General features: G+C 38.4%; 17 protein-coding genes. 13 read left to right on the top strand and 4 right to left on the bottom strand.

Annotated elements, in window-relative coordinates; all coding sequences use genetic code 11:
* The first annotated feature begins 8 nt into the window (after positions 1–8).
* The 11 genes from ASU31_RS00595 to ASU31_RS00545 all read left to right on the top strand — a co-directional run bounded on the left by ASU31_RS00595 (position 9) and on the right by ASU31_RS00545 (position 15,584).
* The gene (locus ASU31_RS00595) at positions 9–4,091 is read left to right on the top strand and encodes a SusC/RagA family TonB-linked outer membrane protein (protein WP_057930458.1); all 4,083 of its coding nucleotides are present in this window, start codon (positions 9–11) and stop codon (positions 4,089–4,091) included.
* 8 nt (positions 4,092–4,099) lie between these two features.
* A complete protein-coding gene (locus tag ASU31_RS00590) occupies positions 4,100–5,497 on the top strand; it encodes a RagB/SusD family nutrient uptake outer membrane protein (RefSeq protein WP_083505220.1) in 1,398 nt (465 codons plus the stop codon).
* 35 nt (positions 5,498–5,532) lie between these two features.
* The gene (locus ASU31_RS00585; RefSeq protein WP_057930456.1) at positions 5,533–6,549 is read left to right on the top strand and encodes a DUF1735 domain-containing protein; all 1,017 of its coding nucleotides are present in this window, start codon (positions 5,533–5,535) and stop codon (positions 6,547–6,549) included.
* A gap of 12 nt (positions 6,550–6,561) precedes the next feature.
* Positions 6,562–7,113 carry a TlpA family protein disulfide reductase gene (locus ASU31_RS00580; protein WP_083505219.1) on the top strand — a complete coding sequence of 184 codons (552 nt, stop codon included), beginning with the start codon at positions 6,562–6,564 and terminating at the stop codon, positions 7,111–7,113.
* Between the two features lie 15 nt (positions 7,114–7,128).
* Positions 7,129–8,265: a TlpA disulfide reductase family protein gene (locus ASU31_RS00575; protein ID WP_057930455.1), complete on the top strand. Its 1,137-nt coding sequence runs from the start codon at positions 7,129–7,131 to the stop codon at positions 8,263–8,265.
* Positions 8,266–8,347: 82 nt separating this feature from the next.
* Positions 8,348–9,466, top strand: coding sequence for a TlpA disulfide reductase family protein (locus ASU31_RS00570; RefSeq protein WP_057930454.1), 1,119 nt, complete (start codon positions 8,348–8,350; stop codon positions 9,464–9,466).
* A 6-nt stretch (positions 9,467–9,472) separates the two neighbouring features.
* Positions 9,473–10,408, top strand: coding sequence for a S1 family peptidase (locus ASU31_RS00565; RefSeq protein WP_057930453.1), 936 nt, complete (start codon positions 9,473–9,475; stop codon positions 10,406–10,408).
* Between the two features lie 17 nt (positions 10,409–10,425).
* A complete protein-coding gene (locus ASU31_RS00560; protein WP_057930452.1) occupies positions 10,426–11,535 on the top strand; it encodes a TlpA disulfide reductase family protein in 1,110 nt (369 codons plus the stop codon).
* A gap of 178 nt (positions 11,536–11,713) precedes the next feature.
* The gene (locus ASU31_RS00555; RefSeq protein WP_057930451.1) at positions 11,714–13,789 is read left to right on the top strand and encodes a carboxy terminal-processing peptidase; all 2,076 of its coding nucleotides are present in this window, start codon (positions 11,714–11,716) and stop codon (positions 13,787–13,789) included.
* Positions 13,790–14,609: 820 nt separating this feature from the next.
* A complete protein-coding gene (locus ASU31_RS00550; protein WP_057930450.1) occupies positions 14,610–15,128 on the top strand; it encodes a Panacea domain-containing protein in 519 nt (172 codons plus the stop codon).
* Positions 15,129–15,584 carry a hypothetical protein gene (locus tag ASU31_RS00545; RefSeq protein ID WP_057930449.1) on the top strand — a complete coding sequence of 152 codons (456 nt, stop codon included), beginning with the start codon at positions 15,129–15,131 and terminating at the stop codon, positions 15,582–15,584.
* Between the two features lie 700 nt (positions 15,585–16,284).
* On the opposite strand, the gene ASU31_RS00540 is transcribed toward ASU31_RS00545, so the two are convergent.
* On the bottom strand, positions 16,285–17,892 hold the full coding sequence (locus ASU31_RS00540) for an alpha/beta hydrolase (protein ID WP_057930448.1): 1,608 nt from the start codon (positions 17,890–17,892) through the stop codon (positions 16,285–16,287).
* 339 nt (positions 17,893–18,231) lie between these two features.
* Between ASU31_RS00540 and ASU31_RS00535 the strand changes: the two genes are divergently transcribed.
* Both ASU31_RS00535 and ASU31_RS00530 read left to right on the top strand, forming a co-directional pair.
* Positions 18,232–18,870 carry a hypothetical protein gene (locus tag ASU31_RS00535; RefSeq protein ID WP_057930447.1) on the top strand — a complete coding sequence of 213 codons (639 nt, stop codon included), beginning with the start codon at positions 18,232–18,234 and terminating at the stop codon, positions 18,868–18,870.
* Positions 18,871–19,002: 132 nt separating this feature from the next.
* Entirely contained in the window at positions 19,003–19,179 is a 177-nt protein-coding gene (locus ASU31_RS00530) for a hypothetical protein (RefSeq protein ID WP_057930824.1), read from the top strand.
* A gap of 286 nt (positions 19,180–19,465) precedes the next feature.
* Here ASU31_RS00530 and ASU31_RS00525 read toward each other — a convergent pair whose 3' ends face one another.
* The 3 genes from ASU31_RS00525 to ASU31_RS00515 form a co-directional block, all read right to left on the bottom strand.
* A complete protein-coding gene (locus ASU31_RS00525) occupies positions 19,466–20,929 on the bottom strand; it encodes a TlpA family protein disulfide reductase (protein WP_057930446.1) in 1,464 nt (487 codons plus the stop codon).
* 1,404 nt (positions 20,930–22,333) lie between these two features.
* On the bottom strand, positions 22,334–23,587 hold the full coding sequence (locus ASU31_RS00520) for an amidohydrolase family protein (RefSeq protein ID WP_057930445.1): 1,254 nt from the start codon (positions 23,585–23,587) through the stop codon (positions 22,334–22,336).
* A gap of 135 nt (positions 23,588–23,722) precedes the next feature.
* Positions 23,723–24,796, bottom strand: coding sequence for a TlpA disulfide reductase family protein (locus ASU31_RS00515; RefSeq protein ID WP_057930444.1), 1,074 nt, complete (start codon positions 24,794–24,796; stop codon positions 23,723–23,725).
* Positions 24,797–24,815: the final 19 nt, after the last annotated feature.

Genomic DNA, 24,815 nt, shown 5'->3' with positions numbered 1-24,815 from the left:
GGAAGGCGATGCGTTTTAAATTTATATCTTCATTTATCGTTATTGTCCTGTTATTGTTACACGGCAAAAGCTACGGCCAGATTTCTATTCATGAAAACAAAGTAGAGATTCAAAAACTCTTTAAGCTAATTGAACAACAGTCTCAAATCACTTTTTTATATGATAGCCAGGATGTATCCGGCATACCGTTAATTACCCTAAAAATTACTAACGGTTCTTTGCCAAACGTCTTAAGTCAGGTTTTTAAGGGTCTGCCTTTAACCTATAAAATAATCGCAAAAACAGTACTCGTTAAAAAAAATCCCAGGACAACTGAAAAAAAAGAGCAGGCAAATCCTACCAAGATAGCAGGAATTTACATTCGTGGAATGGTAATGGACGAGCATCACATTCCGCTCCAGAATGTAACCATCAAGGAACCCAGACTCAGCACTTCGGTATTGTCCAAAGCCAATGGAGAATTCGCCTTGCAAGGTGGCAATTCGGGGGTAATAGTTTTATCGGCCCCTGGATTTTCGGAGAAAGTGGTTGAATACGTCGATACCGCTTTTTTAAATATTACCTTGAAAAACAATTTTTTCAAAAGTATTGATCTAGCGGAGGTAAAGATTGAAAGCAGCAATGTCCTGGCAAATCCCACAAAGTTTATAGATCTGGAAAACAGGAATTACATGAACCTTGCGCAAATTCTGCAGGGCACCATCCCTGGATTGAGCCTTCAGGTCGTTAATACAAGTACCAAGACGGTGACCAGCATTGACCACTATGTACAATTCCTGAACGGACAGCCTTATCAGGCATTTATGCGTTCTACCGTGGAAGACTTTTTAAATATTGTCGGGAAGGTAAGAGGGCAGCAGATTATTGACCTGTTATTAAAAGGATCCAACGTTCCAAGGAGCATCAGCGACCGCTATCACCTAAATACCACAACCACCATCTCTAATACCTTAGTCCCTGAAATCAGGGGAGCAAGTAATTTTGGCAATAACGTATCCAATATGTTGGTGGTAATTGATGGATTTCCCCAGGAAGGGTTTCCTGCAAACTATCCTATGACCAATGTTGAGTCTATAGAAGTAATTAAGGATCCAAAGGAACTGATAAAATGGGGTCCAAGAGCCGCTGGAGGAGCGATTCTGATCAAATCGAAGACTGCTAAAGCAGGAAACCTGAAATTCAATTATATGTCGAATTTCTATTTTTCACCTGCACCAAAATTTGACCGTGAGCAATTGAAATTGGCAAATACCACTACCTATTTGAACTACCTTCAGGATCTGGATGCAATAGCCAACAATACATTTGGTAATTCAGCCTTTGGTCTTTCTCCTGCAAGGGAATTGCTAGCTCAAAAAAGAAGCGGTCAGATTTCTGCCTCACAATTCGATTCTAAATGGGACTCCCTGTCACGAATGGATAATCAAGAGCAGCTATCATTGCTCAGACAAGATGCTTTCAACCAAAATCACTCTTTAACCGTAAGTGGTGGGAATAAAGCCTACAAGTTTACCGCTATTGGAAATTATACAGATGGCAGAACAAATGATATTCGAAGTAAGAATAGCAACCTCTCGCTAAGCCTGAATAATAATTTTGATCTCTTAAAAAATAAGCTCCACATCCGCTGGCTGATTAATTTCTCAGATATCAGAAATCGAGCAGGATATTCCTTCTCCCCAACCAGTATTAATTTAGATCCTTATCAGCTTTTACTGGATGCGCAGGGTAATTATGCCTATGATAATACCAGGCTTTCAACCTCTGCAAATCAGCTCATTCAGTCAAGGGGGTATAAAAATTATGGGGTAAATATCCTCGAGGATGCCAGGTTGAACAGTTCAACTTCCAACATCATCAGCAAGCAGTCCAATTTTAATATGAACTGGAATCTTCTTCCAGGCCTTCAATGGTCAAGTTCTTTTATATATACACAGCGTAAGGGGAGCACAAAGACCTTGTTTGGAGCGGAATCAAGTTTTGCTAGGCAACTAGTAGATAATTATGGACAGCTCACCACCAATGGGGTCAATTTTTATGTGCCTTACGGGGATATTTTCAGGCAAAATAAGACGGACTATGATGATGCAAATCTAAGATCAGGTCTCAACTATGCAAAACAGGTCGGTAAGCATGTTTTACAGTTGGGCTTGGGCGTTGGGGGCGCAAGTATAACAAGAAGTACCCCTTCCTATAATACATTGTATGGCTATAATGAACGTACCGGTACAAGTACACCTGTCTTTTTGCCAACCAATCCGTCCGTGCAATCTACAATAAGGAATTTTTACACACTCTTCCCTGGGACATCTTCGACCTCGTTTCCATTTTCACTTACCCAGAATACAACTGGTGATACCACCGTTGTACGTAATCTAAATGCAAATGCCTCCATGAGATATGCTTTTTCAGACCGCATAAATGCCTCAGCTTTATATACCAACGTATTAAACCCACTTTATGGCCAGTCTGAAACGTATTCAACATTGTCCTCTTATAATGCTGAGGTTACAGGTCTTGCAGTTAAAAACTGGGGACATTTTTTACAGGATGTTTTACTATCGGTTGGAACAAGTAGTATAAAGATGCCCGACATACCGGGCAGGTATACCAATACCAGGTATTTACAGAATTACTGGAATAATTATACCATAATCGTCAATGGCGCAATTCCAACTCAACAACAAGGTCAGAGCTCAAGGCTATTGTACCAAAAGCTGATACTTGCTTTTGCAGATAGTGCGGTTGTGGTAAATGGCGCATATAACAGGCAAACCATACATGGAAACCTGAATGCCGCTGCATCAGCAAATGCAATAGAAAATATTACCACTGTATCAAAGTACTTCAGTGGCGGTATTGATATGTTTTTGCGGAAAAAACTGTTGAACGTTCATTTCAATTATGCCAAATCACCTGAAGGAAATGATCAGTTTAATGGAAGTCTGGATTACAACATCAGTCGGGAAACTTATTTCAGATCGAATAAAATCAGTGACCTATCCTTTAATATGATATTACAGCAGATCAGTCCTTATCAAGGGCTTGGAGTGATGCAAAGTACTAATGTAGCAACGAACGGTTCATATAGCCAGGCAATCAGCAGCGACTTTGGTCTGCTTCCTGCTCAGAGTAAGCTGTTTGAAGCTCATGCTAGAATCGGCTTTACTGAAAATAAATACAACATGGATCTTAGGTATTACAATCAAACCTCTAGTGGGCTGAACAACAATCTTTCAGTTTTGACCGATCCAAGTACCGGTCTTTCAAACCAGATAAGTTTTAGCAGTATCACCAATCGGGGTGTGGAGTTCTTTTTTAACACCGTTATAGTTAAAACATCCAGCTTCAATTACAATGTTACCCTTAATGGCGCCCGAAATTCGAACATCGCCAACAATGTACCACTCACGAATTTTACTGCCAGTAGTGATTATACGCTGGCATTGAGGGAAGGAAATGATGTCAGTAATATATGGGCACCAAGATGGGCGGGGCTGAATAGCTCAGGCGATCCTCAGATTTATAATAGCAATAACAACATCACCTCGGTACTTGACAGCGCAACCATTGTCTCGGCAATGGTAAAGCAGGGGGTGACTAAGTCACCTTGGACTGGGGGCTTTATACAAGAAGTCCGCCTGCACAACTTTTTTGCGCGCGTAGCCCTTACATTTAATTTTGGACATGTGATGAGATATTACCGTCCGTATCCTGGCAGTAACCTTGAAAATAGCAGCCTGCTTGCCGAGAGGTGGCGTAAACCGGGTGATGAGCTGATTACAGATATACCTGCAATCAATACGCTTGGGGCGAATACCTATCGGGAGTTTGTATCGAGGTATTCCAGCAACAGCATACTTCCTGCGGACAATATTCGCCTATCAGAGGTGATGCTGGGATTTTATGTGCCCAATGAAAAGCTTAAAAAATTCGGCTTAAGCGGAATGACAATGACCTTTCAGGTTCAGAACCTAACCTATTGGGCAAGAAATAAGTATCATATAGACCCTGCCACAGTAAGCTTGGATGGAAGAATAGGACTTCCACTTCCCAGGATCTATTCCTGTAACATAAACGTGAATTTTTAAAGCACATCATGATGTATAAAAGATTATATTTTTTCGTTGTAGCCATCGCTCTGCTATGGTCAACACAAGGGTGTAAGAAGTTTTTAAATGTTTCTCCGCCTTCAGCTAACATTAATCCAACTTCCATTAAGGATTTTCAGGAAATGCTCAACAGTGATTCATTGAGTTCCTGCCATTTTTTTCTTCTTGATATGATGAGTGATGATTTGACACTCTCTGATGCCCAGGTGTCAGCAGCCTCAAATTTCTATCTGCGAAGTTATCTCTGGAGTAGTACGATTTGGAATCCTTCTGATGCAGATGTAATGTATAATTCAAGCTATAACAGGATATTGCAAATGAATGTCATCTTAGACCGTGTAAATAACGCACCAAATGATGAATTTAATACCCCGCAGAACAAAAGCATAGTGATTTCACAGGCACTTATCAACCGCGCCTGGTACTATTTGCAATTGGTCAATGCCTACGGTAATGCTTATGATCCCAATACCTCTGCTACCGATCCTGGTGTTCCACTGGTGACCAGCGCAGGAACAAATTCCCTGCCTGCCAGAGCAAGTGTAGCAAGGATTTATCAGCAGGTGATCGGCGACCTTAAGGCAGCTGTAAATAATCCAAATCTGCCCAGTAAGGGGTCAGATATTATCCATCCTGGTAAATCAGCAGGTTATGCGTTGCTATCCAGGGCATATCTATATCAAGGTGATTTTCAGTCAGCTTCTAACTATGCTGATTCTACTCTGGCTACGCAAAGTGCTCTGCAAAATTATAACGTGAGCACTTACGTAAATCCATCGCAATTGCCTGATTTGGTTTCCAACCCAGAAATACTTTTAGCGAGAGTAAGCATTGATCTTGCTTTTTTCTCATTTTACTCAAATACAATTATGCCAAGTGCTACCCTAACCTCAACACTGACTACTGCTGATTTGAGGTACAGCAAGAGATTTTTTTCTGCTTCAAGGTTTTCCCCAGCCACTTACCGGTTGACCGGAGCCAGTTCAATGGTTTTTGACAACAGTATTGGTGTGCCGGAGGTAATGTTAATTAAGGCAGAATGTTTGGCCCGAAGCGGCTCTTTCGCTGCCGCTGGTGCGCTGCTTACCAGACTTCGCACCAATAGGCTTCCTGCAGCATTGGTTGGCAGTCGCAATTATACCGCCAGCAACGCCTTAGGCTTTGTGCTTGATGAGCGCAGAAGGGAACTTTTTAATCACGGCGGACTACGTTTGTTTGATTTAAAAAGACTGAATAAAGAAGCTGCATTAAAGCAGGATATCAGAAGGGTGAATAATGCAGGTGCGACCATAGCCACACTTTCCTCTGGCGCCCCTCAATACCTGGTGCCTTTTAGCCCTACTGTAATTGCTGCAAATCCAAATATTGTTCAGAATCCGAGATAATTGATTTTGATCGCTAAACCTAAATGAATTAAATCATGTACAAAATAATATTTTTCAAAAGCTTCCACCCACACCTCAGCTTCAACCTGGTCTTCTCTTTTATTTTGCTGACTACTGTAATTTCTTGTAAGAAGGAATACAGTGATTCAGACACGCTTCAATCTAAAATGGGCAGCGGTATGGTTTCCTATGTTCAGGGAAGTAATGTAGTAGCATTAAATGGGACGAACTACAATTTTACACCATTCTATATTGGTATACCCATTACATTGAAAGAAAAAGCTAAATCGGACGATGAAATTACAGCTGTAGTAGATCCAACGCTTGTAGCACAATATAACCAGATCTACAAGGAAAAAAACCCTGAAATTTCTGCTCAGGCATTTCGAGTGGCAAAAAAGGGCGTATTTTCAATAGGTATAGGATCTCTTCAGGCAAAAGATTCACTCTATGTTGAACTCAATGATGGAAGCGGATTAAGAGACAGTACCGTTTACTTAGTTCCAGTTACCCTGTCTTCAAAAATAGGGTCGAATCTAACTTACTCGGTTTTCTTTTTTAAAGTATTTGTCACCAAAGGCGAACTTAAATCAAAAATGTTTGGCGCCAGTGTATTTAATGGCGCTACTGCTAGCAGACTTAGAAGTGGGGCACTGACACTTTTTTACACTGTTGTTCCTGATTCATTAAAGTTCAGGGTGAATATCAATACCTTTTTTCCAGCCAGTGATGTCAGTGTCCAGGGCGTGGCGTTAACGGATGCAGAAGTGAATGCTGGCATCACAAAGGAGGGGTTTACCGGGGTTCCTACACCCAGACCTGTTCCCTCAGGTGTTTTCAGCCTCACAAAGGACCTGGCAATGGTACCTGCAAGGGCATTGCTGAGCAGGGACAGCCTTACCTTAAAATTCCCAAATAAAGGAGGTATGGTCAGGCAACAATGGTATGTTATGGGTATAAAACTCAAAGCCTATACCGCATCACCATTTGGCGTTCCTCCGGTGGCAAATGATTCGGCCAGAGTTTACATTCGATTTTTCCTTTCAAACTAATCAATATTAATTATGATAAATTCTATAGTCTTAAAAGCTTTTATACCCATTATCATTCCTGTCATGCTCTATATAAGCTATCCGGGAGGTAATGCCTCTAAAATTAAGTCCGTATCTCATCTGGATACAACAATTCTTAAAATAGGCGATAAGGTCCCGGACATTATATTCAGGGACACATGTGGTTTCAAGGGGAATGATAGAAAGTTAAGTGAGCTGAAAGGAAAATATGTATTGATTGATGTATGGGCAAGCTGGTGTTATCCTTGCCGCGTACAGCAACCATACCTTGTAGCACTGGAGAAAAAAATGAAAAATAAAGCGATAACATTTCTCAGCATATCAATAGATACGCAGCTATGGAAATGGAAGGGCCCGTTACTGAATAAATTAGCTGGCTTGCAGTGGATGGTGCGGGACAAGTCGTTTGAAAAAGCTTTTGCCATCAATACAATCCCCCGTTTTATTCTTTTGGATAAGACAGGCAGGGTTCTGAGCCTTAACGCAACGATGCCTTCACACAGTGAACTTGAACAGGAGCTTAACAGTTTAAAGGGAATCTAAATTTTCAGAATCAAAATGAACAAATTATTACCCAGGCAGGCTCTATTATTGATTTTATTGTTGCCCTTTTCTGCACTATCCCAGCAGAGATATACAATAAGGGTCAATTTAAAGAATGTGGATTCTGCGGCCAGGATTTTCCTAAACTATAAGGTCAATCAGCATGTAATACAGGACTCGGCAGTGCGGACCGCTGATGGATTTTATTTTAAGGGCATTTCACCAAATAAGATGAAAGCATATTTGTGGCTAAGCCGAAAAGGGGACCAGGTCAAAGAATCTCCGGGTAAGGATCAGGTTGAAATTTTTCTGGAAACGGGAAGTATTGAGGTTAATGCCAGCGATTCACTTATTCATGCCAGAGTCGGCGGGACTCCGTTAAATGAAGATCAGCAAAAAGTAATAGATATGTTGGCCCCTTTCCTAAAACAGACGAGCTCAATGGTTGAGCAATATGACAAGTCAAATGGGGATGATGGCCGTCAGCGAGAGATCAGGTCTGAATATGAGAAGCTTGAGATTTTAAAAAATAGCCAGATAGAGGGATTTATATACCAGCACCCAAATTCGCTTGTCAGTCTGAGTTTACTTTTTGCCAAAGTTGACCCCGTTAGAAATCCAACTCAGGCGAGAATACTTTTTGCAGCCTTGAGTCCTGAAGTGCAAAATTCTGCAAACGGAAAGGCATATAGAAATGCAATCGCTGAAATCAAACCCGTTCAGCCTGGAGAGATGGCACCGGATTTCACATTAAAAAATCCGGCAGGTCAACAGATATCACTTTCATCATTGAGGGGTAAGTATGTTCTATTGGATTTTTGGGCAAGCTGGTGCGGGCCCTGCCGTAAGGAAAATCCTAATCTTGTATCTGTTTTTGAGAAATTTAAAGACAAGAATTTTACAATTCTGGGCGTTTCTTTGGACGCAGGAGAGAGCGGTAAGCGGCTATGGATGGATGCGATTAGAAATGATGGTTTGAAGTGGGAACAGGTTTCTGAACTCAAAGGCTGGCAAAGTAAACTGGCATCGGTTTATAATTTAAATACGATACCAGCCAACTTTCTTATTGATCCCAATGGAAAGATTTTAGCCCGTGACTTGCAGGGAATTAAATTAAGTCAGATGCTTGAATCAATACTACAGGTTAAATAATAATACAATTAAATAAAATAATGTTGCGATGTAAAGTAGACATCCGCAACTCACTTAAAATAAAACTTAGTAAATACAACAAATGAAAAAAACGATTATCAGTCTGCTGTTCTTAATCCCCCTTGCAGCCTTTTCTCAGCAGGAATATATGATTAAGGGAAATGTATCGAAAGTTAAATCACCTGCGAAGGTTTACCTGGTTTATCAGGATAAGGGAAAGATGAATTTCGATTCTACCCTAGTGGCTCCAAATGGAAGCTTCGTGATAAAAGGAACGGTATCTATTCCCATGAAAGCTTTTGTTATGCTCGCCCAGGATGGTGAGAAAATGAATTCCAGACCTAATCCCGATCAGGTTGGCGTGTATCTCGAAAATGGCGAAATAACAATCAATACTCCTGACTCTTTATTTAGGGCAAACGTAGGTGGTACTCAGCTGAACGAAGACCAGCAGGAACTTATTGGCCTTTTGGCACCCTTTAAAAAAACAGAGATACAGTTGAATGCCGACCTTAAAAAATTGGAAGCAAAGCCGGAAGAAAGGGCTCAACTTGAGCAGGTATATCAATCAATGGCAATGGCAAAATTGCAGATTCAGGCTGGTTTTATAGAAAGCCACAAAAACTCCCTGGTTAGCCTCAATTTATTGCGTGCTGCATTTAGCCCAGATCAGTACCTGGGAAAATCAACGGAATTATTCAATGGTTTAAGTCCCGAATTAAAAAGCACAACTGCTGCCAAGGCCTATTTGGCAACATTAACCAAAGTTAAGGCATTGACCGTTGGGAATATGGCGCCCGATTTTACAATGGAAAATACAACCGGGCAGCAGGTTAGGCTTGATTCTTTTAAGGGTAAATATGTATTGGTGGATTTTTGGGCGAGCTGGTGCGGCCCATGCAGGAGAGAAAATCCTAATGTGGTAAAAGCATATGAGAAGTTCAAGGACAAAAATTTTACTATTCTGGGAATATCGCTCGATGGAGGAGAGCATGCAAAAGAAAAATGGATGGAGGCAATTGCGAGTGATGGCTTGAAATGGGAACAGCTTTCTGATTTGAAGGGTTGGCAAAGTGAGGCTGTAAAAGTCTTTCACATCAATGCTGTACCAGCCAATTTCTTGCTGGATCCAAGCGGAAAAATTATTGCAAGGGATCTTAGGGGTAATGAATTGGAAGAAAAACTTTCATCAATATTATAATTGTTCATGATGATTTCTTCCCACTGTGTACAAAAAGTAAAAGGTAATATTTTTTTTGCCATTCTGCTCATCTTATCCTTGTCAAACAATAATCTCTCCGCGCAAGAGCAAGCTGATGTTGACTATATAGATTATAAGGAACTGCTAAATAACCTACTGGTTAATTTTAAAACCAGCAGCTCTAAAATTGCATTTCTGGGCTCTGCGGCATTGAAGAAGCAAACGGCCTCCCTAACACCGGAAACTAAAACAGTTCTGACAGTGATGCCCGCTGAATTGAAAAAGGAGCAGAAGGCTACAGATCTAGTTAATAAAAGTAAAGAGGGTGTTTTGATGATCTGTAAATACTTTCCAGAGGCAGAGAAAAAGCCAGAGCATGTTGAATTGTACGCAACAGCTACAGCACTTACAAATAACGGGGTTTGTGTATCTAACTGGCATGTATTTATGAATTTTATCCAGCCTGAACTAAATGTAAATCCTGGAGATAGCGTAACCTTTTTAGCTGATCTCAATGGAAATGTTTATCCTATTGAACAGATTCTAGCCTATAGCAAAGATGCGGATATCTGTATTTTCAGGATCAATAGTTCATCAAAAATGCTAAAGCCGATACCTCTAGGACATCAGCTGGAAGTGGGAGAAACCGTTCATACACTGTCCAGTCCCGATGAATACATGTATTATTATTCCAAGGGCGTGGTAGCAAGAAATACAGCCAATCACAAAGTTGGCATTATGGGCAACCGAATGGAGATAACTGCAGATTATGCCAAGGGGTCGAGTGGAGGTCCGATTTTAGATGATAAGGGCAATATGGCTGGGATGGTGTCCTCTACTCATTCTATTTATGCACAGGACAGACCACAGATAAATTTGCAAATGGTTATCAAGACGACCATTCCCGTTGGCTCTATCAAAAATTTAATTAGGTATAAGTAATCATTTAAGTTAACCCTATGAATTTAATATCATTAAGGAGAAATATTTTGTGCATTAATAAACTGTCTATTCTCTTCATTTTTGCAACATTACTATTTTTCGTAAATGGTTCTTTTGCTCAGGTTACCTTAAGAGGTGAGCTAAGCGAAATGGGCGATTCAGGACTGATCATTCAGTACTATCAGGGGAACCAGAACAAAACCGATAACATAAAGATCAGCGGAGGGAGGTTTATCTGGGAATCACCTGTTATCCAGTCCCAGAAGACTACTTTGATTTTTCCAGGCAGAGCAATCTATCTCTTTGTAGATCCCGGAGTAATGACGCTTAGGGGAAGCCGTAATGATCTGGACAATGTTATCATCACTGGCTCTAAAACCAACGATGAGGCAATAGCTTACGCGCAAAAAATTGCACCATTTGAAACTGAACAAAGATTGCTTTTCGCTGAAAATGCCAAGTCCGGGAATGAGCAGGCCACAACTGCAGAAGAAAGGCTTGCTGAAATATACAGGCGAAAAATGACCAGTGCTATGACTTATATCTCGGAAAATCCCAATAGTACTTTCAGTTTGAGTCTGGTTTCTGAATACTCAAGGTTATCTGGTTATGAGCAGGTATTAGAGATGTACAATCTTTTAGGAAAGGAACTCAGAACCGGTCCTGAAGGTCTGCGTATTGCTGATCGACTGAGCTTGTTAAAGCGCAGCGCTATTGGGGTAAAAATGAAAGATTTTGTGATCAAGGATAATAAAGATAATAAGGTCAGCCTAACAGATTTTAATGGCAAATATGTCTTAATTGACTTCTGGGCTAGCTGGTGCGCGCCATGCAGAAAGCAAATCCCGAATCTTATTGACACATTCGAAAAATATAAGGACAAAAATTTTACCATCTTGAGTATTTCCTTAGATGATCGAAAGGACCGATGGCTTGCTGCGATAGCTGCCTTTAATATGCCATGGAAACAGGTTTCGGATTTGAAAGGATGGGAGAGTGAACTTGCTGTATTTTATGGAATAAAAGGAATACCATTTACCCTGCTCATCGATCCACAGGGAATCATTCAGGCAAGAGATCTGAGCGGAAAAGCACTTGATCATAAATTAAGTGGGTTACTTAAGTAACAAGCTTGCACTTTGCCTTACAATAATGACCAATCATTAAAACCGAAAAGACTTTATTTAGACATTTCGATAGGATTGCAAAAGAGTTAACGGACCAATACACTAACAATTAAAAAACATTGTGCTGTTTTGAAGAAATAAGTAATTTCTGAAAATATTCAGCATTAAATAATTAAATATGATTAAAAGAATAATTATAATTATGGTTTTTGCCATCTCGCTGAGCCTGGACTCTGCTGGCTTTCAGTCAAAGGAGATCTTACTGGATCTAAAGCCTGATGAGCGTCAAAGTATCACCAGTAAAGTAGTCGTCAAAATGATTACCCAGTCAAATTATAAAAAGATCAGCCTCAATGACTCTATCTCAGCGCTAATCTTTGCAAACTATCTTAAGAGTCTCGATGGTACCCATATTTATTTTCTGGATTCCGATCTCAAGGAATTTGATAAATTCAAAACCCGTCTAGACGATGATCTGACACTTGGGGAACTTAGCGACCCTTTTGCCATCTTCAATACCTACATGAAGCGCTATCGTGAGCGATGGGAATATGCATTATCCTTGCTAAATCATAACATTGATTTGGGCAAAAAGGAAACCTACCAGTATGATCGCAAGGATCTCCCATATTTTAAAAATATGCAGGAAGCGAATTTACTTTGGACTAAACGCGTCAAGTTTGATTTACTTAATCTTAAGCTAGCCAATGCAGATTTGACAGTCAATAAAGAAATCCTTAAAAAGAGATATCAGAATTTTATAGATCAGTCGAAGAAAATGACTAATCAAGATGTCTTTCAGTTATTTATGAATGCTTTTACCATTTCTGTTGATCCACATACGAATTATTTTACGCCTGCTAAATCAGCAGATAATGCGATCCGAATGTCCAGGTCTCTTGAAGGAATTGGTGCCACACTTGCCTCAGAAAATGAATATATCACGATAAAAAGTATCACCCCAGGTGGACCAGCCTACAAAACTAAACGTTTTCATGCAGATGACCGTATCGTTGCAGTTGCTCAAGGGAAGGATGGTGATTTTCAGGACATCTTAGGCTGGCGATTGCAAGATGCCATTCAGCTTATAAGAGGCGCAAGAGGTAGTTTAGTCAGATTCAAGATACTCTCTAAAGACAAAAAGATTTCTGACCGCCCCGAGGTGATTGAAGTAGTTCGCGAGAAAATAATACTTGAAGAGGCATCTGCCAAAAAAGAAGTAAAAAGCTATTATTCAAATGGCAAGAATTACAAAATAGGCTTCATCAACATTCCTTCTTTTTATATGGATGTTGCTGATTACCAGTCAGGAAATCCCAATTATAAAAGTACGACCAGAGATGTTAAATTAATACTCGATAGTTTGAAACTAATGAAAGTTGACGGCATTGTGGTAGACCTGCGCAACAACGGCGGAGGATCGCTTCAAGAGGCAATTTCCCTTACAGGGCTTTTTATCAAAAACGGACCTGTGGTACAGGTACGTGATAGCCGGCAAAAAATCAGAGTGGATGATGACCTTGACTCTACAATTAACTACAACGGTCCGCTTGCTGTATTAATTGATAGATTCAGTGCTTCTGCTTCCGAAATTTTTGCCGGAGCGATTCAGGACTATGGAAGGGGTATTATTTTGGGTAACCAGTCTTACGGTAAAGGTACGGTACAAACTCAGATAGATATTGCAAAGGCAATTATGAATGGAAACGATAATCCGGATTTAGCCAGCGGCATGGGGCAATTAAATCTTACAATTGGTAAGTTTTACCGAATCAATGGCAGTTCAACCCAGCATAAGGGAGTCATGCCTGACATTGCGCTTCCTTCCTTAATTCCATCATCCAGGTATGGGGAGGATACTGAGCCTGCTGCGCTTCCATGGGATACCATTGAGGGAACTAAATACACCCCAGTTGGCAGCCTCATCGACTTACTCCCATCTTTGAGATCAATGCACACCCAGCGTGCTGAAGAGGATAAATCTGCCTATACATATTTTGAAGACTTTGATGCGGAACTTAATCGGGCCGAGCACACAAAAACGCTCACTATTAATGAGCAGCGCCTAAAACAAGATCGTGATATAAGCGAACAAAAGACAGTTGACAGGAACAACTTATTACGTAAAGCAATGGGATTGCCATTGGTAAAAAAAGGAGATTCGAACGCTTCAACAGATGACCTGGATTTTTCTAAAAGGGAGGCAGGTCAGATACTCACTGATTATATTTTTCTAAAAGGTGTAGAAAAATAAATTCAAAGAACATCCAGATCTGAATCTCTTATATTCTGATCTGGATGTTGATATTTCTGATCTGGTTTTTCTAACTCGTCATTTTTTGCAAGTCTCTGTTTACAGGTACTCGTATGGTTCGCCGATGGTGAGTTCGATAACTATAAAGTAGCTATTCAAAAAAAGCGTCTCACTTAGGCAAAAAAAATATTTTAAAAGTTCTAATCATTTAATAATTATTATTCATAAAAGATAAGCGATGGACGGCTTTACTATTGATTTACCATTTTACACGGTCGTTTTTGCGATAATCGTAGTCATTATACTAATATATATGTACAGAACTCTTTTTAAATAAGCCATGATTTTTTCATCCTAAATATTTTGACTTTCAACCCAGTTATTATGGTATTGGAAACATTTTGTAAATAATTTGAAAACACAATTTCAATTAGATATTGATTCTGAGCTGAGCCATGACTTTAAATTTGTCACTAATGCTTTGAATTTATCGAAGTAATAATCTTTTTTTAGAACTATGAGAAAACTAGCCATTATACTAATATAGGTGATTCTATTGGAAGCTATAATCCAAGTGATCATGTTAGTGCCAGACTATATGCTATTCTTGGAAGAGTTGCTCTTGTTTTAATAGGGATTATACTACTTAATCTATTAGAGAGTATACTATAAGCTTAGCTATATGACATAGGTTCTATTAGTGTTGGTCTTGGAGACTATGTAGAATAAGATATATATTGTATATTTGTAGGGTAAATGCCTGAGACACATTTATTAATCTGGTATAGCGTTTGCTGTATCAGAGCATATTACTAGAAACATGAATTTCAAGATCGATAAAAGCAAGGCTATCAATTCTATACTGTACATACTGAATGTACTTAAGGGACAGGGAATACCCTCTGACCTTCATAAGGTGATGAAGCTCCTGTATTTTTCTGATCGTGAACATTTGGTTACCTATGGTTTTCCCATTACCGGAGACACCTATCTTAAGCAGCAATTCGGACCCGTCCCTTCATTTTCAAATTATGTGGTCAAGGGTGAAGAACCAGACTTTAAGGGTATTGTTTCCAAAGATGGTATAATTCTCTCTACTGATCAGCAGGCAGATCTTGATGATTTGTCGCAGAGTGAAGTAGAATGTCTTGATCATGCTATAAAGAAATATTCGCAATATTCTTTTGAGGACTTGACCGAGATCAGTCATGACCACGCCTGGAACAATTCTGATTGGGAAATCGGCTATGATAAAATAGCAGTTGAAGGTAATGCAGATGGCGACATGCTCGCTTTTATCAATGAAAAAATCCTGAACAACAACATTTCTTTTTCTTAAATGCTTTTTGCAGACGCTTTCTCAGATAGTCAAAAAGAGGATTTTGCCAGAAGGAACATCGATCTTGGTGTTGCGCTCTTGGTAAGGATCCCGGATTTTGCGGTGAACTATGAAAAGTACGTCATCTACATTGCCAATGATTCACTTGAAGCTGAAAATTGCGGTTTGGTGGTGATCAACTCGGAAATAAATGAGCATGTTAATCGCAGTGCTTACCTGATTTCCCAGCATGTGATGATCGATGCGGCGAGACATGAGTTTCTAACCCATGACAGTTTTGTGGATTGCACACAAATCCATGCCCATAAGATTGAGAATATCATTGCATTCATCAAAGACAATCCTGATCATTTGTGCGGGAATGTACATCCAGATGTGTTGTTATCCGTATTTGAGAGGCTATCAGCTAGCAAAGTTCTTTCAGCAAGGGATAAGCAGCGGTATTCTCTAGCATAGTGTGGGCCAGTTTCCTGACCGATCAATCCGCCTGGGATCCGCGAGACCAGTTATGTCTAAATCTCCAGAATAAATCTTCAATATTTACTGTATTGAGTTAAGCACTCAATTAATCCGAATTTCATTGAGATACTTTCGCTGCACATTACTATTACTTGAAAATGCCATCCAAATCAGTGCTGGATTCGGGTCGATGATGCATTCACGAACAATTTTGTCATTTCAGATGACTTTAATTTTTTTATTAAGTCAATCAAGTTATTTAAGATACAATTCGCACTGCCTTTACACCGTTACTTTGCACAGTACAAATATTATTCTCATACATTGTATTAATATTATAGTACATCGTCAAGTTGTACAAGTTGTAGTCTGGCTATCCTGAGAATTTTTTTCACGCTTGTCATATGAAACAACTAAAACAAATCAAAATTTTAGAGACCATTCTTTGAGTTGCTTCCGGCAACTTCAATCCATGCACTTCGCGAATACTTTTACCCATTTTGTTTGATTGATAAATTTTTTGAATAGCGAGGGCGACTAGTTTTAATATAAATTCCCAATCGTCAACATTCATCTAGTTCTTTGGACAAAATTTTCAAAATCTTTATCCATAAATAACCGGCATATCAATACAGCTGTTGCCTGTTGAGTACGATTTCCATTCATTAATAACTTATTCTGAAATTTTGGTTAAATCTTATTTTGGAAATAGCCAATATCGAAGTCCATTCTTTGGAATTCCTTTCAATCTTCTCTGCTCTGGATTTAATCCCTGGCTGAATAAAAGGAAGAGGTCCATTAGAAGATCTTTAGTCTCAAACATATAGCTGTGACGGTTACCTGTTGCTTCAACATTGGATGCCTCAACGGTATCCAGTCCCTTGTCAACAAAAATACTTTTTCCCGCCTGTCCCAATCTGGGCCTTCCTCCCCTGAAATTATCCGAGTAACCCAGGGCCTTATCTTGATCCGAGGTATAAAGTGTTCTTGCTCTGCCGACTTTTTCAAATGCAGGAAGCAGGCTATGCTTAAAAGTATCCTGGTCAATGTCGGGAGCGGCAAGAACGATCTGATGGATAATGGCAGCTTTCTTTTCGAAGGCAGGATCGTTAATAAGGTCTTTTATAGAGAAGGTCAGCACGCGGGAACCCATACTGTGGGCAATAATGTGCAGCTGTTCAACTTCCGTGTTTTCCAGGATTTTTATTAGAAAGGAAGAAAACGCAGGGGCACTTGCTTCGGATTTATCACCATCGGCGGGGTAGGAGATCATCTGACCGGATGAGGGCCAACTAAAAAAACCTGCAGCTCCCTTGAATGGAATATCCCATGCAATCTGAGCAGTTCGACGCGCGGCCTCCTGGAAGCTGGTATTAAAACCGTGGATAAAAATCAATACGGACTTATCATCATCCGCAGAAATCTCCATATTCAGTTTTTTAATAAAATCCCCCTCTGATACCTCCGTAGTATCAGTCAGCACTACATGGTCCGTCAGCCATTCAGGAAATTCCATCCGCCAGAATTTCCAGGGACGCTCGATCTCTCCCTGGATATGCCCCTTTGGAATAGAAACTTCACAGAAGCCATATGTTGCTTCACCATTTACGCCGTTCCCAAATGTTTCAGAAAGTTTTTTACCTTCAATCCTGTCCCTGTTTGTACAAAAAAAGACTTCGATCTTACCACCCTTATCTTCTTTAGGCTGGGGAATTATGAAATTTTCCTCCATCTTGATGACATTGTTGTAATCGATCATTTTTTCCCTGGTTGAGGCCTCTGAAGGGGTAAGTCCCATGTCGGTTAATTTCTTTTCCAGCTTCATTACCCCGCCTTCTTTCCCGTAGAAAGCATTCGGATGCAAGGGCTGTATAGCCATAGTGGGATTGATTGGAAGATGGATATTATCATCCATAAGCTCATGCATCCACTGGATGCCAATTTCGAGTTTGCCCTGACTATTGTCAAGCTTTTTATCCGTTACATAACCGATATCCACAAGGGTTTCATTTTCGAATTCAAGAATACAGTCCGATGGCCTGATTTTTTTAGCCTCTCTGATGCTGCCAGCTAATCCTGCCACTTCTTCATTGCTCAGTTGTGGATATCGCCTGGCTATAGATAGGGAGTTGTTTTTCTCCGATGCTTTAAAAGGCATCTCGATTCCCTGCAGGTTAAGTGAAAGGATTTCTTTGCCAATAATATCCGTTTCTTCCCTTTTGAGCCAATCTTCTCTGTCATCATTTATCACCCATATCCGGGAACTTTCTCTAAATGGTTTTATAAGTGCGTTAGTCTGGTCCATGATAGCGTTAATTTGATGACTAAAGCTAATAAGTTTTCGTCTATGCCACAAGGTCCTTCTTTAAAATATCGCTAGGTCAACAGTGAATGTAATGTTGGTTGTACTGGCATTACACGCTGTGGAATAAATGTTTAGCTTTAGGGGGACAAAATAATCAATATGACAAAGGCCGCTCTAGAAAACCTTGAACTTACCGTTAATTCATCACTCAATCTTATGATCCTAGATCAGCCGGGAAATATTCTTGGGACAGGATCCGGTGTACTCATCTCTTATCGCCAGAAATAATTTCTCTGTACGGTTGAACATAATATTCAAGGAAACCACAATAGGATTGCATTGCTTACTGGAAACAGGGAAGGGGAACAGCACATCTCGGTACAGCCCCCAGGACTTTCATTCCTGGATGAAATAACACTGGACGATTTAACCCCTTTGGCACTAGATCATGCCCTAAAGAATATGCGTGCCGCAAGTTCACTTGACATCGCCTTCGCTGAAATTCAGAAGTTGGACAACCTTGTTCAGGAAAAATGCATCATAACTTTAAGAAGTGGTTTTAAGGTTGAAATCAGTCAGGGTCTAAAATCCATCATAGAAATTTCTGAAATCCCTGCTATTAGAAAAAATGCCAGGTATAGTTTTTCAGGAAGAATTAAAACAGGCTTTACCGCAGATAAAAACTTCACCTATCAGCAGCAGCTTATCTCAGGAATGAAACTTGTCTCCATGGATCGGCACATGATCAGGTTCAATCTAGGATATCCTCTTTCGGACCCTCTTGATTTTAAAGGCTGTAGTGGTGCGCCAATATTTGATGACAAAGGAAAACTTATCGCCTTGGTAGCGTGGGGTGATAAGGATGTTTCGCAGCCTTATCTTTACGGTTTCCGTCTGGATAGACTCATCCATTATATCCAAATCATGTATTTCTTTCCAGCTCTGGACCAGACGCTCGCTTTACAAAATAAAAAGTAATTTTCCTTTCCCGGCCATCATTCCTTGCACATCTTATATAGTTTGATTTATGATTGAATTGCTGCTTTTTTATTTATCCAGGGGCTTGGTGTTTGCAATTATTGAATATATTTGCCCTTTAAAATTATGATTATGGAAAAATTTGGTAAAGTAAAAGAGCTAATAGCTTCAGTTGAAGCTGATGTAGAAAAGTTCTACAATGGCGGTAATTCAGCAGCTGGTACGCGAGTACGTAAAACGATGCAGGATCTTAAAAACCTTGCACAGGAAATCAGAGCTGAAGTAACAGAAAAGAAAAATACAAAGTAAATAATCAAGCTGTTTTGGGAAAACACCAACAGGCCTTTATCTACTTTTAGATAGGGGCCTGTTGCATTATGCTCCGTAGGTAAGCTCAATCGCCCTGACGATTTCTAGTTGAAAACTTCCACAGGTGAGAAATTCTGAATATATACTTTTGAACCGGTCAACTTGTGATTTCAAATTAATTGCGAAAACAGGAATTTTTTGGTGTGCATGCATTATTAATCTTTAAGGTGACATTTTGAAATTTAAATAAAGGAACCTAGATCACTATCAATTTGGAATGCCCATTTTATAACAAACCATTAATCATTACTTTCACCTTGTCACTTCCAGGAAAAGCTTGAAATTTATTGATGAGCACACCTTCTTTATTATACAGTAGATACGACGGAATATATTCGAACTCAAACTGGTTCATGATATACTCCCACTGAGCACCTTTGAGATAATAATGTTCATCTCCTATTCCCTTAATTTTTTCCTCCCATTTCTTTCGAGGTGAGGATTCGTTTGTTAAATAAACAAATGCAACATCTTTATCGTGAAAATTTCCCTTCGTACTTCTGAATTGCTGCATTGCCTCCAGGCAAGGGCCACACCGGGTTGCCCAAAGGTCAATAAGCACAACCTTACCCTTATGTTTAGCAATAATTTTTTCAATAACTTTATTGTCAGGAACTGATGAAACATCATTTACAACAACAGGTGATTTGAATTTGTCAAATTCAATAACCTGTTGATTTTTTCGAAATAGTATCTTTGCAATTTCTCCGTTTTTCCAATACTTTTTAATATTCTCTTTTTGTTTTTCTGTTAGGGGTTTTAATTCTTCGTTAAGCTGTAAGGCGTAAGCATTCGCTACTAAAATATCATAATATTGTCCATTATCAAACCCAACCAAATCCGCTAAAATAGCTTTTACATTTTTTAACCAAGATGGAATGTCGCTATCTACTATTTTTGGTAGGTTTAATGTCTCATTTTGAAGAAAGACCTTTTGAAATTCCAAAAAATTAAAGCAATGCAGATATTCAGTGTCATTGAGGTTAAAATCTTTCAAAAAATGAAAATACGTTCTATCAATCTTTTGGATATGAGGAATTTTAATTTGATCAGAGTTTTTATTATTGGGAACACCATTTGTTTCTTTATAATTAAAAATCATTATGTTTTCGTAATCAAAAACAAGGAGACTATATATATACAAACTCAAATCTTTGGAAAGAATGCCTTTTAATTCTTTTGATATTAATGTATCATTATTTACAATCTCTAATCTTTCCGATAAATCAGTTTTAGCATAATTTAGAAAATAATCTGTACTCTTATTATAAAGTGGTTCAGCTTTCTTGCCCGATCTATAGTCAAACGCCTTACCATGAACAACCAATCCTTCGGTCATATCATACTGATTCATTGCAGGGATAACATCAATATTCTTAATATTATTATTTTCATCATAGGTAATATTAACATTTGTAACACGCGCATTTGTCAATTTTACAGTTAGGAACTTCTCAGGGTTTAAACTTACTGAAAAACCTGTCAAGCAAACAACTGTTTCTACATCAACATTAATCGAAAATTTACCTGATTGGTCAACAAGGGCTTTATATTTGGCATAATCTCCTGAAATTGGATGTGGAACATTAATATTTACAAAAATACTATCCTTATTTGCGTTGTTCTGTCGTATTATATTACCTGTTATTTTAGCTTTACCTGCTACTATGCTACTTGTATCTATTACCATTCCGAAAGACGGTTTGCTTGATAACAGGAACAAAAGGCTGAATAAGTGAAAAAAAAATACTTTAATTATTTTAGTCATAACGAATAATGATTTTATATTGTGGTGCTATTCTAGCTGTACAACATCCCGCAGATGTAGCAACATTGTACATAAATGAACATGAGGCCTCCTCACTTTTACCCTGACATGCATCTATTTTAGGATAACCAGATTTTGAATCTGAATTCTTCCACCTACTATTTTTTTATTTCTTCAGCGGATAAAATTTGCGAAAAATCGAAATTTGATAATTTTAGTTTTTTGATATAATAATATGATTTACTTATTTTTCCATACAATTAGGATTTTAAAAAATATTTGATGTGTGTTATGTTGTATTTTTCATTTAATTGATGTCCATTAGTGAAAATAGCGTGTGTAATTCGGTATTCATTATTTTAAACAATTATGCATTTTTTTTTACTTTTTTAGATTGCTCGCTCAAGCATCCATCCATCTTATATTTCTAAGCTAAATGACAATAATTTTTTCCTGAGTGCTGTACCAATCTTCGAGGCTACATTCAGTTAGTTCCTCATTATCGATTCATATATTTCAATTAAATACTTGGCTGGTTCGGTTCTTTTATCTTTATTATCGGTACTCGTTGTAGATAAGGTTTGAAAATTTAAATCACCAAACTCCTTCAACATACCATTATTGTGTTATTGATTATTGTACTATAATTATGTAGATGTAAAAGATTAGTACATAGGTTTTTGTCATTTTGGGAATTTAATTTATCTAGCAAAGGACGTGTTTTATATTAATTTAGTAGGTGACGGATACGTATATTTAAGGGGATATAATATTCCTGGTACGAGCAATTTGTTATAAGAAAGAGTTATGCCGATCCTGCAAAAGGTATTTGAGAGCTTTGGCTCTGTGGACAAGAAAATTTTTCCTTTGTAAGAGGGATCGTCATTTTACAAAACTGCAATTAAGAAATACTATGTTGATTTCCGATTAAGGTGCTAAGAATTGAACTTTTACACACAGGTTGTCAAAGCCGATTCCGTGAATCAGCATCATTAAATATTCTGCAAATAAATGAAGGAATTAATATAGGTTATGCATTTCTAAATTTGATTTAAATATGCTTATTGGATGGTGATTATAATGATAAATCTTATTATCTATACAGGTAGTAAGATATTGCGGCCTAAAAGCTTTATCCGAAGTTAAAAAATTAATTTTTTTTAATTTTACTGCGTTAATGCTCCCTTTTTTTGGGATAGATTGGATTTGTTCATCTGGCGTAATTAAGAGAACGTAAAGTGACAACACTATCTATAGCACTATAGCTAGCGATACTAGCGTTTTCCGCTAATTATAAGAAAAGGAAATCATCAATAGAACTGAGTATCAATTATCAATTACTTTTCCATGCTTTACAACCATAAGGCATTCTTTTAATCCGTTAATATCCTTTAATGGATTAGCTTTCAGCATCAATATATCTGCTTTTTTACCCACGCTAATACTACCAATGTTTTTCTGCTGTCCAATTGTTTCTGCAGATATTATGGTGCCTGCTGCTAATGCTTCAGCTGGGGTAAATCCACATTGATTCACGAAATAGTTTAGCTCTTCTATTATATGAGGATAAGGATTGGTTATTAGAGTTATCTTATCAGTACCTGCAGAGATTTTAACTCCAAATTTGTGAAGTTTTTTTACCAAATCAAAAATCCAATTTTCTTTGACCTCAGAAACACTGAGTGTGGCATCTAAAATCACATTTCTTCGCTTCATCTCAATGGCCAATTTACTAACATCAATAGTTGATCCAACACTATCTTTATAACTTTGAGGGACTTTACTGTAATTCATCTTGGGGTCATCTATTAACGCAGCAAGCATACTAGCATGTGAGATGACTTCAACACCTGCCCTAACAACTTCAAGAGGTCTGGCAGGGTACATCATTGCATGTCCCCATACTCTAAGCCTATGTTTTTTAGCAACCGATACGACTTGTTTTAAAAATATCGAATCAAAGGAATGATATAATTTTATACCAGTTGCTCCGCATGACTTCGCCTCTATCATCGCACTATCTAAATTGACATCGGGCTTCAGACACTGTTCCCATGGCTTATATGGTTCTTTTCTTAGATTTTGTCCTCTATTGTAATACCAGTCACCCGCCATAAAGGCCGCATAATAAATGTCAGCACCGGGTATTTTGTCACTGTTAACATTTTGTTGAACAACTTCTAAAATTGCACCGTTTCCCGCTGCGTCTCTAACGGTAGTGATTCCATGTCTGAGTAAATAGTTTAAATATTCATAAGCTCTTTCAATTGGAGATCCATTTGTATTTGTTACATGTAAATGTGAATCTATTAGTCCAGGAACCAAATAGTTGTTTTCAATATCAATCACATTACCTTTTGACTTACTTTTTTTGGTTGGTTTAATCGACTCGATCCTGTCATTTTTAATAATGATTGTCATTCCGGCAAGCAATTTTCCATTTTCAACGTCAATGAGATTTGCATTTTTCAAGGTTAGATAATCATCTCCGGTCTTTAGTTGCGATAATGCACCGAAGGTTAAAAATGACCAAACTAAACATGTAAGCAGAAATCTGGAAACGAATTTATCTATTTGCATTTTATGATGTTTAATATTTAAAATGGAGAAAAAAATGCAGGAGACATCCATCATCCTGCATTGTCATCACTAACTACTACTCTAATTATAATAACTGCTTCCACTCAGCTATTAACTCGTGAATAATTTTATTTTTTAATTAAATATGCTGCTGAGTTTTTGCTCTAGCTCAATCCCTCTTAAGTTTCTGGCGATAATCTTTCCGAAGGGATCAATCAGGAAATTTGCTGGTAGGCTTTTCACGCCATAAATCCCCGCTGTTTTTCCAGATGTGGATTTTGGATCGTTAAGTTGTTTCCAGACCAGATTATCTTTTTTTATAGCCATCAACCAGTTCTCTTTTGAGCTATCCATCGAAAGTCCAAGAATAGTGAAACCTTTTGAGCTGAATTTTTCATGGGCTTTGATCAAATTTGGATTTTCTAATCTGCAGGGGCCGCACCAACTGGCCCAGAAATCAATTAGTACATACTGGCCTCTAAAATCTGTAATTGAGACTAAAACTCCCTTTTCATCTTTCATGGAAAATTGAGGAGCCGTTTTGCCAATGCCTGTTTGATCCGCTGCGTCTATGAATTCTTTTATTTTTCTTCCGTAAAAGCTCTGCATTACGTTATCAGATAATCTTGAATAACTATCGATTGCTTTTTCCCTATTAGGATAGGTGATATACATATCCAATATAGCCAAAGCTGAACACACATTTTTGGGATATGATTCAATAAAACCCTTCAATAGGGAATCTTTCACTAACTGAAGGTTCTCAGCATATTTTTTTAATTGGGCCTGATTTTCATCATGGCTTCCTATTAACACAGGTCTTTTGAAATTGATAGCTGAAAGATGCTGTTTGTACTCATGGAATAATTCATCTTCACTAGATCCTGTGACCTGTAATCCATAGACCTTATCAATACTTCCTGATAAATAAATGGGCTTTGTCTCTGCGATAAACACTTTAATCTGCTTATTTATTGAAGTTGACAGTGTGCAAATTGCAGTTTCCGCTAATGGAAGCTGCAATTCAAATTTATTTGATTTTGCCTCTACAGAATCTTGATATTGTATATCATCGAGTTCATAAATTATTCTAACAAGACCATTTCCGAGCCCTTTTATATTTCCTTTGATTTGCACAAACTCTTGGGCATATAAATTGGAACATAACAGGACTAAAATGATTTGTAATAGTGTTTTTTTAATATTCATCAGCTTTACATTTATCAAT

It is taken from the genome of Pedobacter ginsenosidimutans (genome assembly GCF_001442625.1).
GTDB classification, from domain to species: domain Bacteria; phylum Bacteroidota; class Bacteroidia; order Sphingobacteriales; family Sphingobacteriaceae; genus Pedobacter; species Pedobacter ginsenosidimutans.
This window is presented reverse-complemented; position numbering and strand designations above follow the sequence as displayed.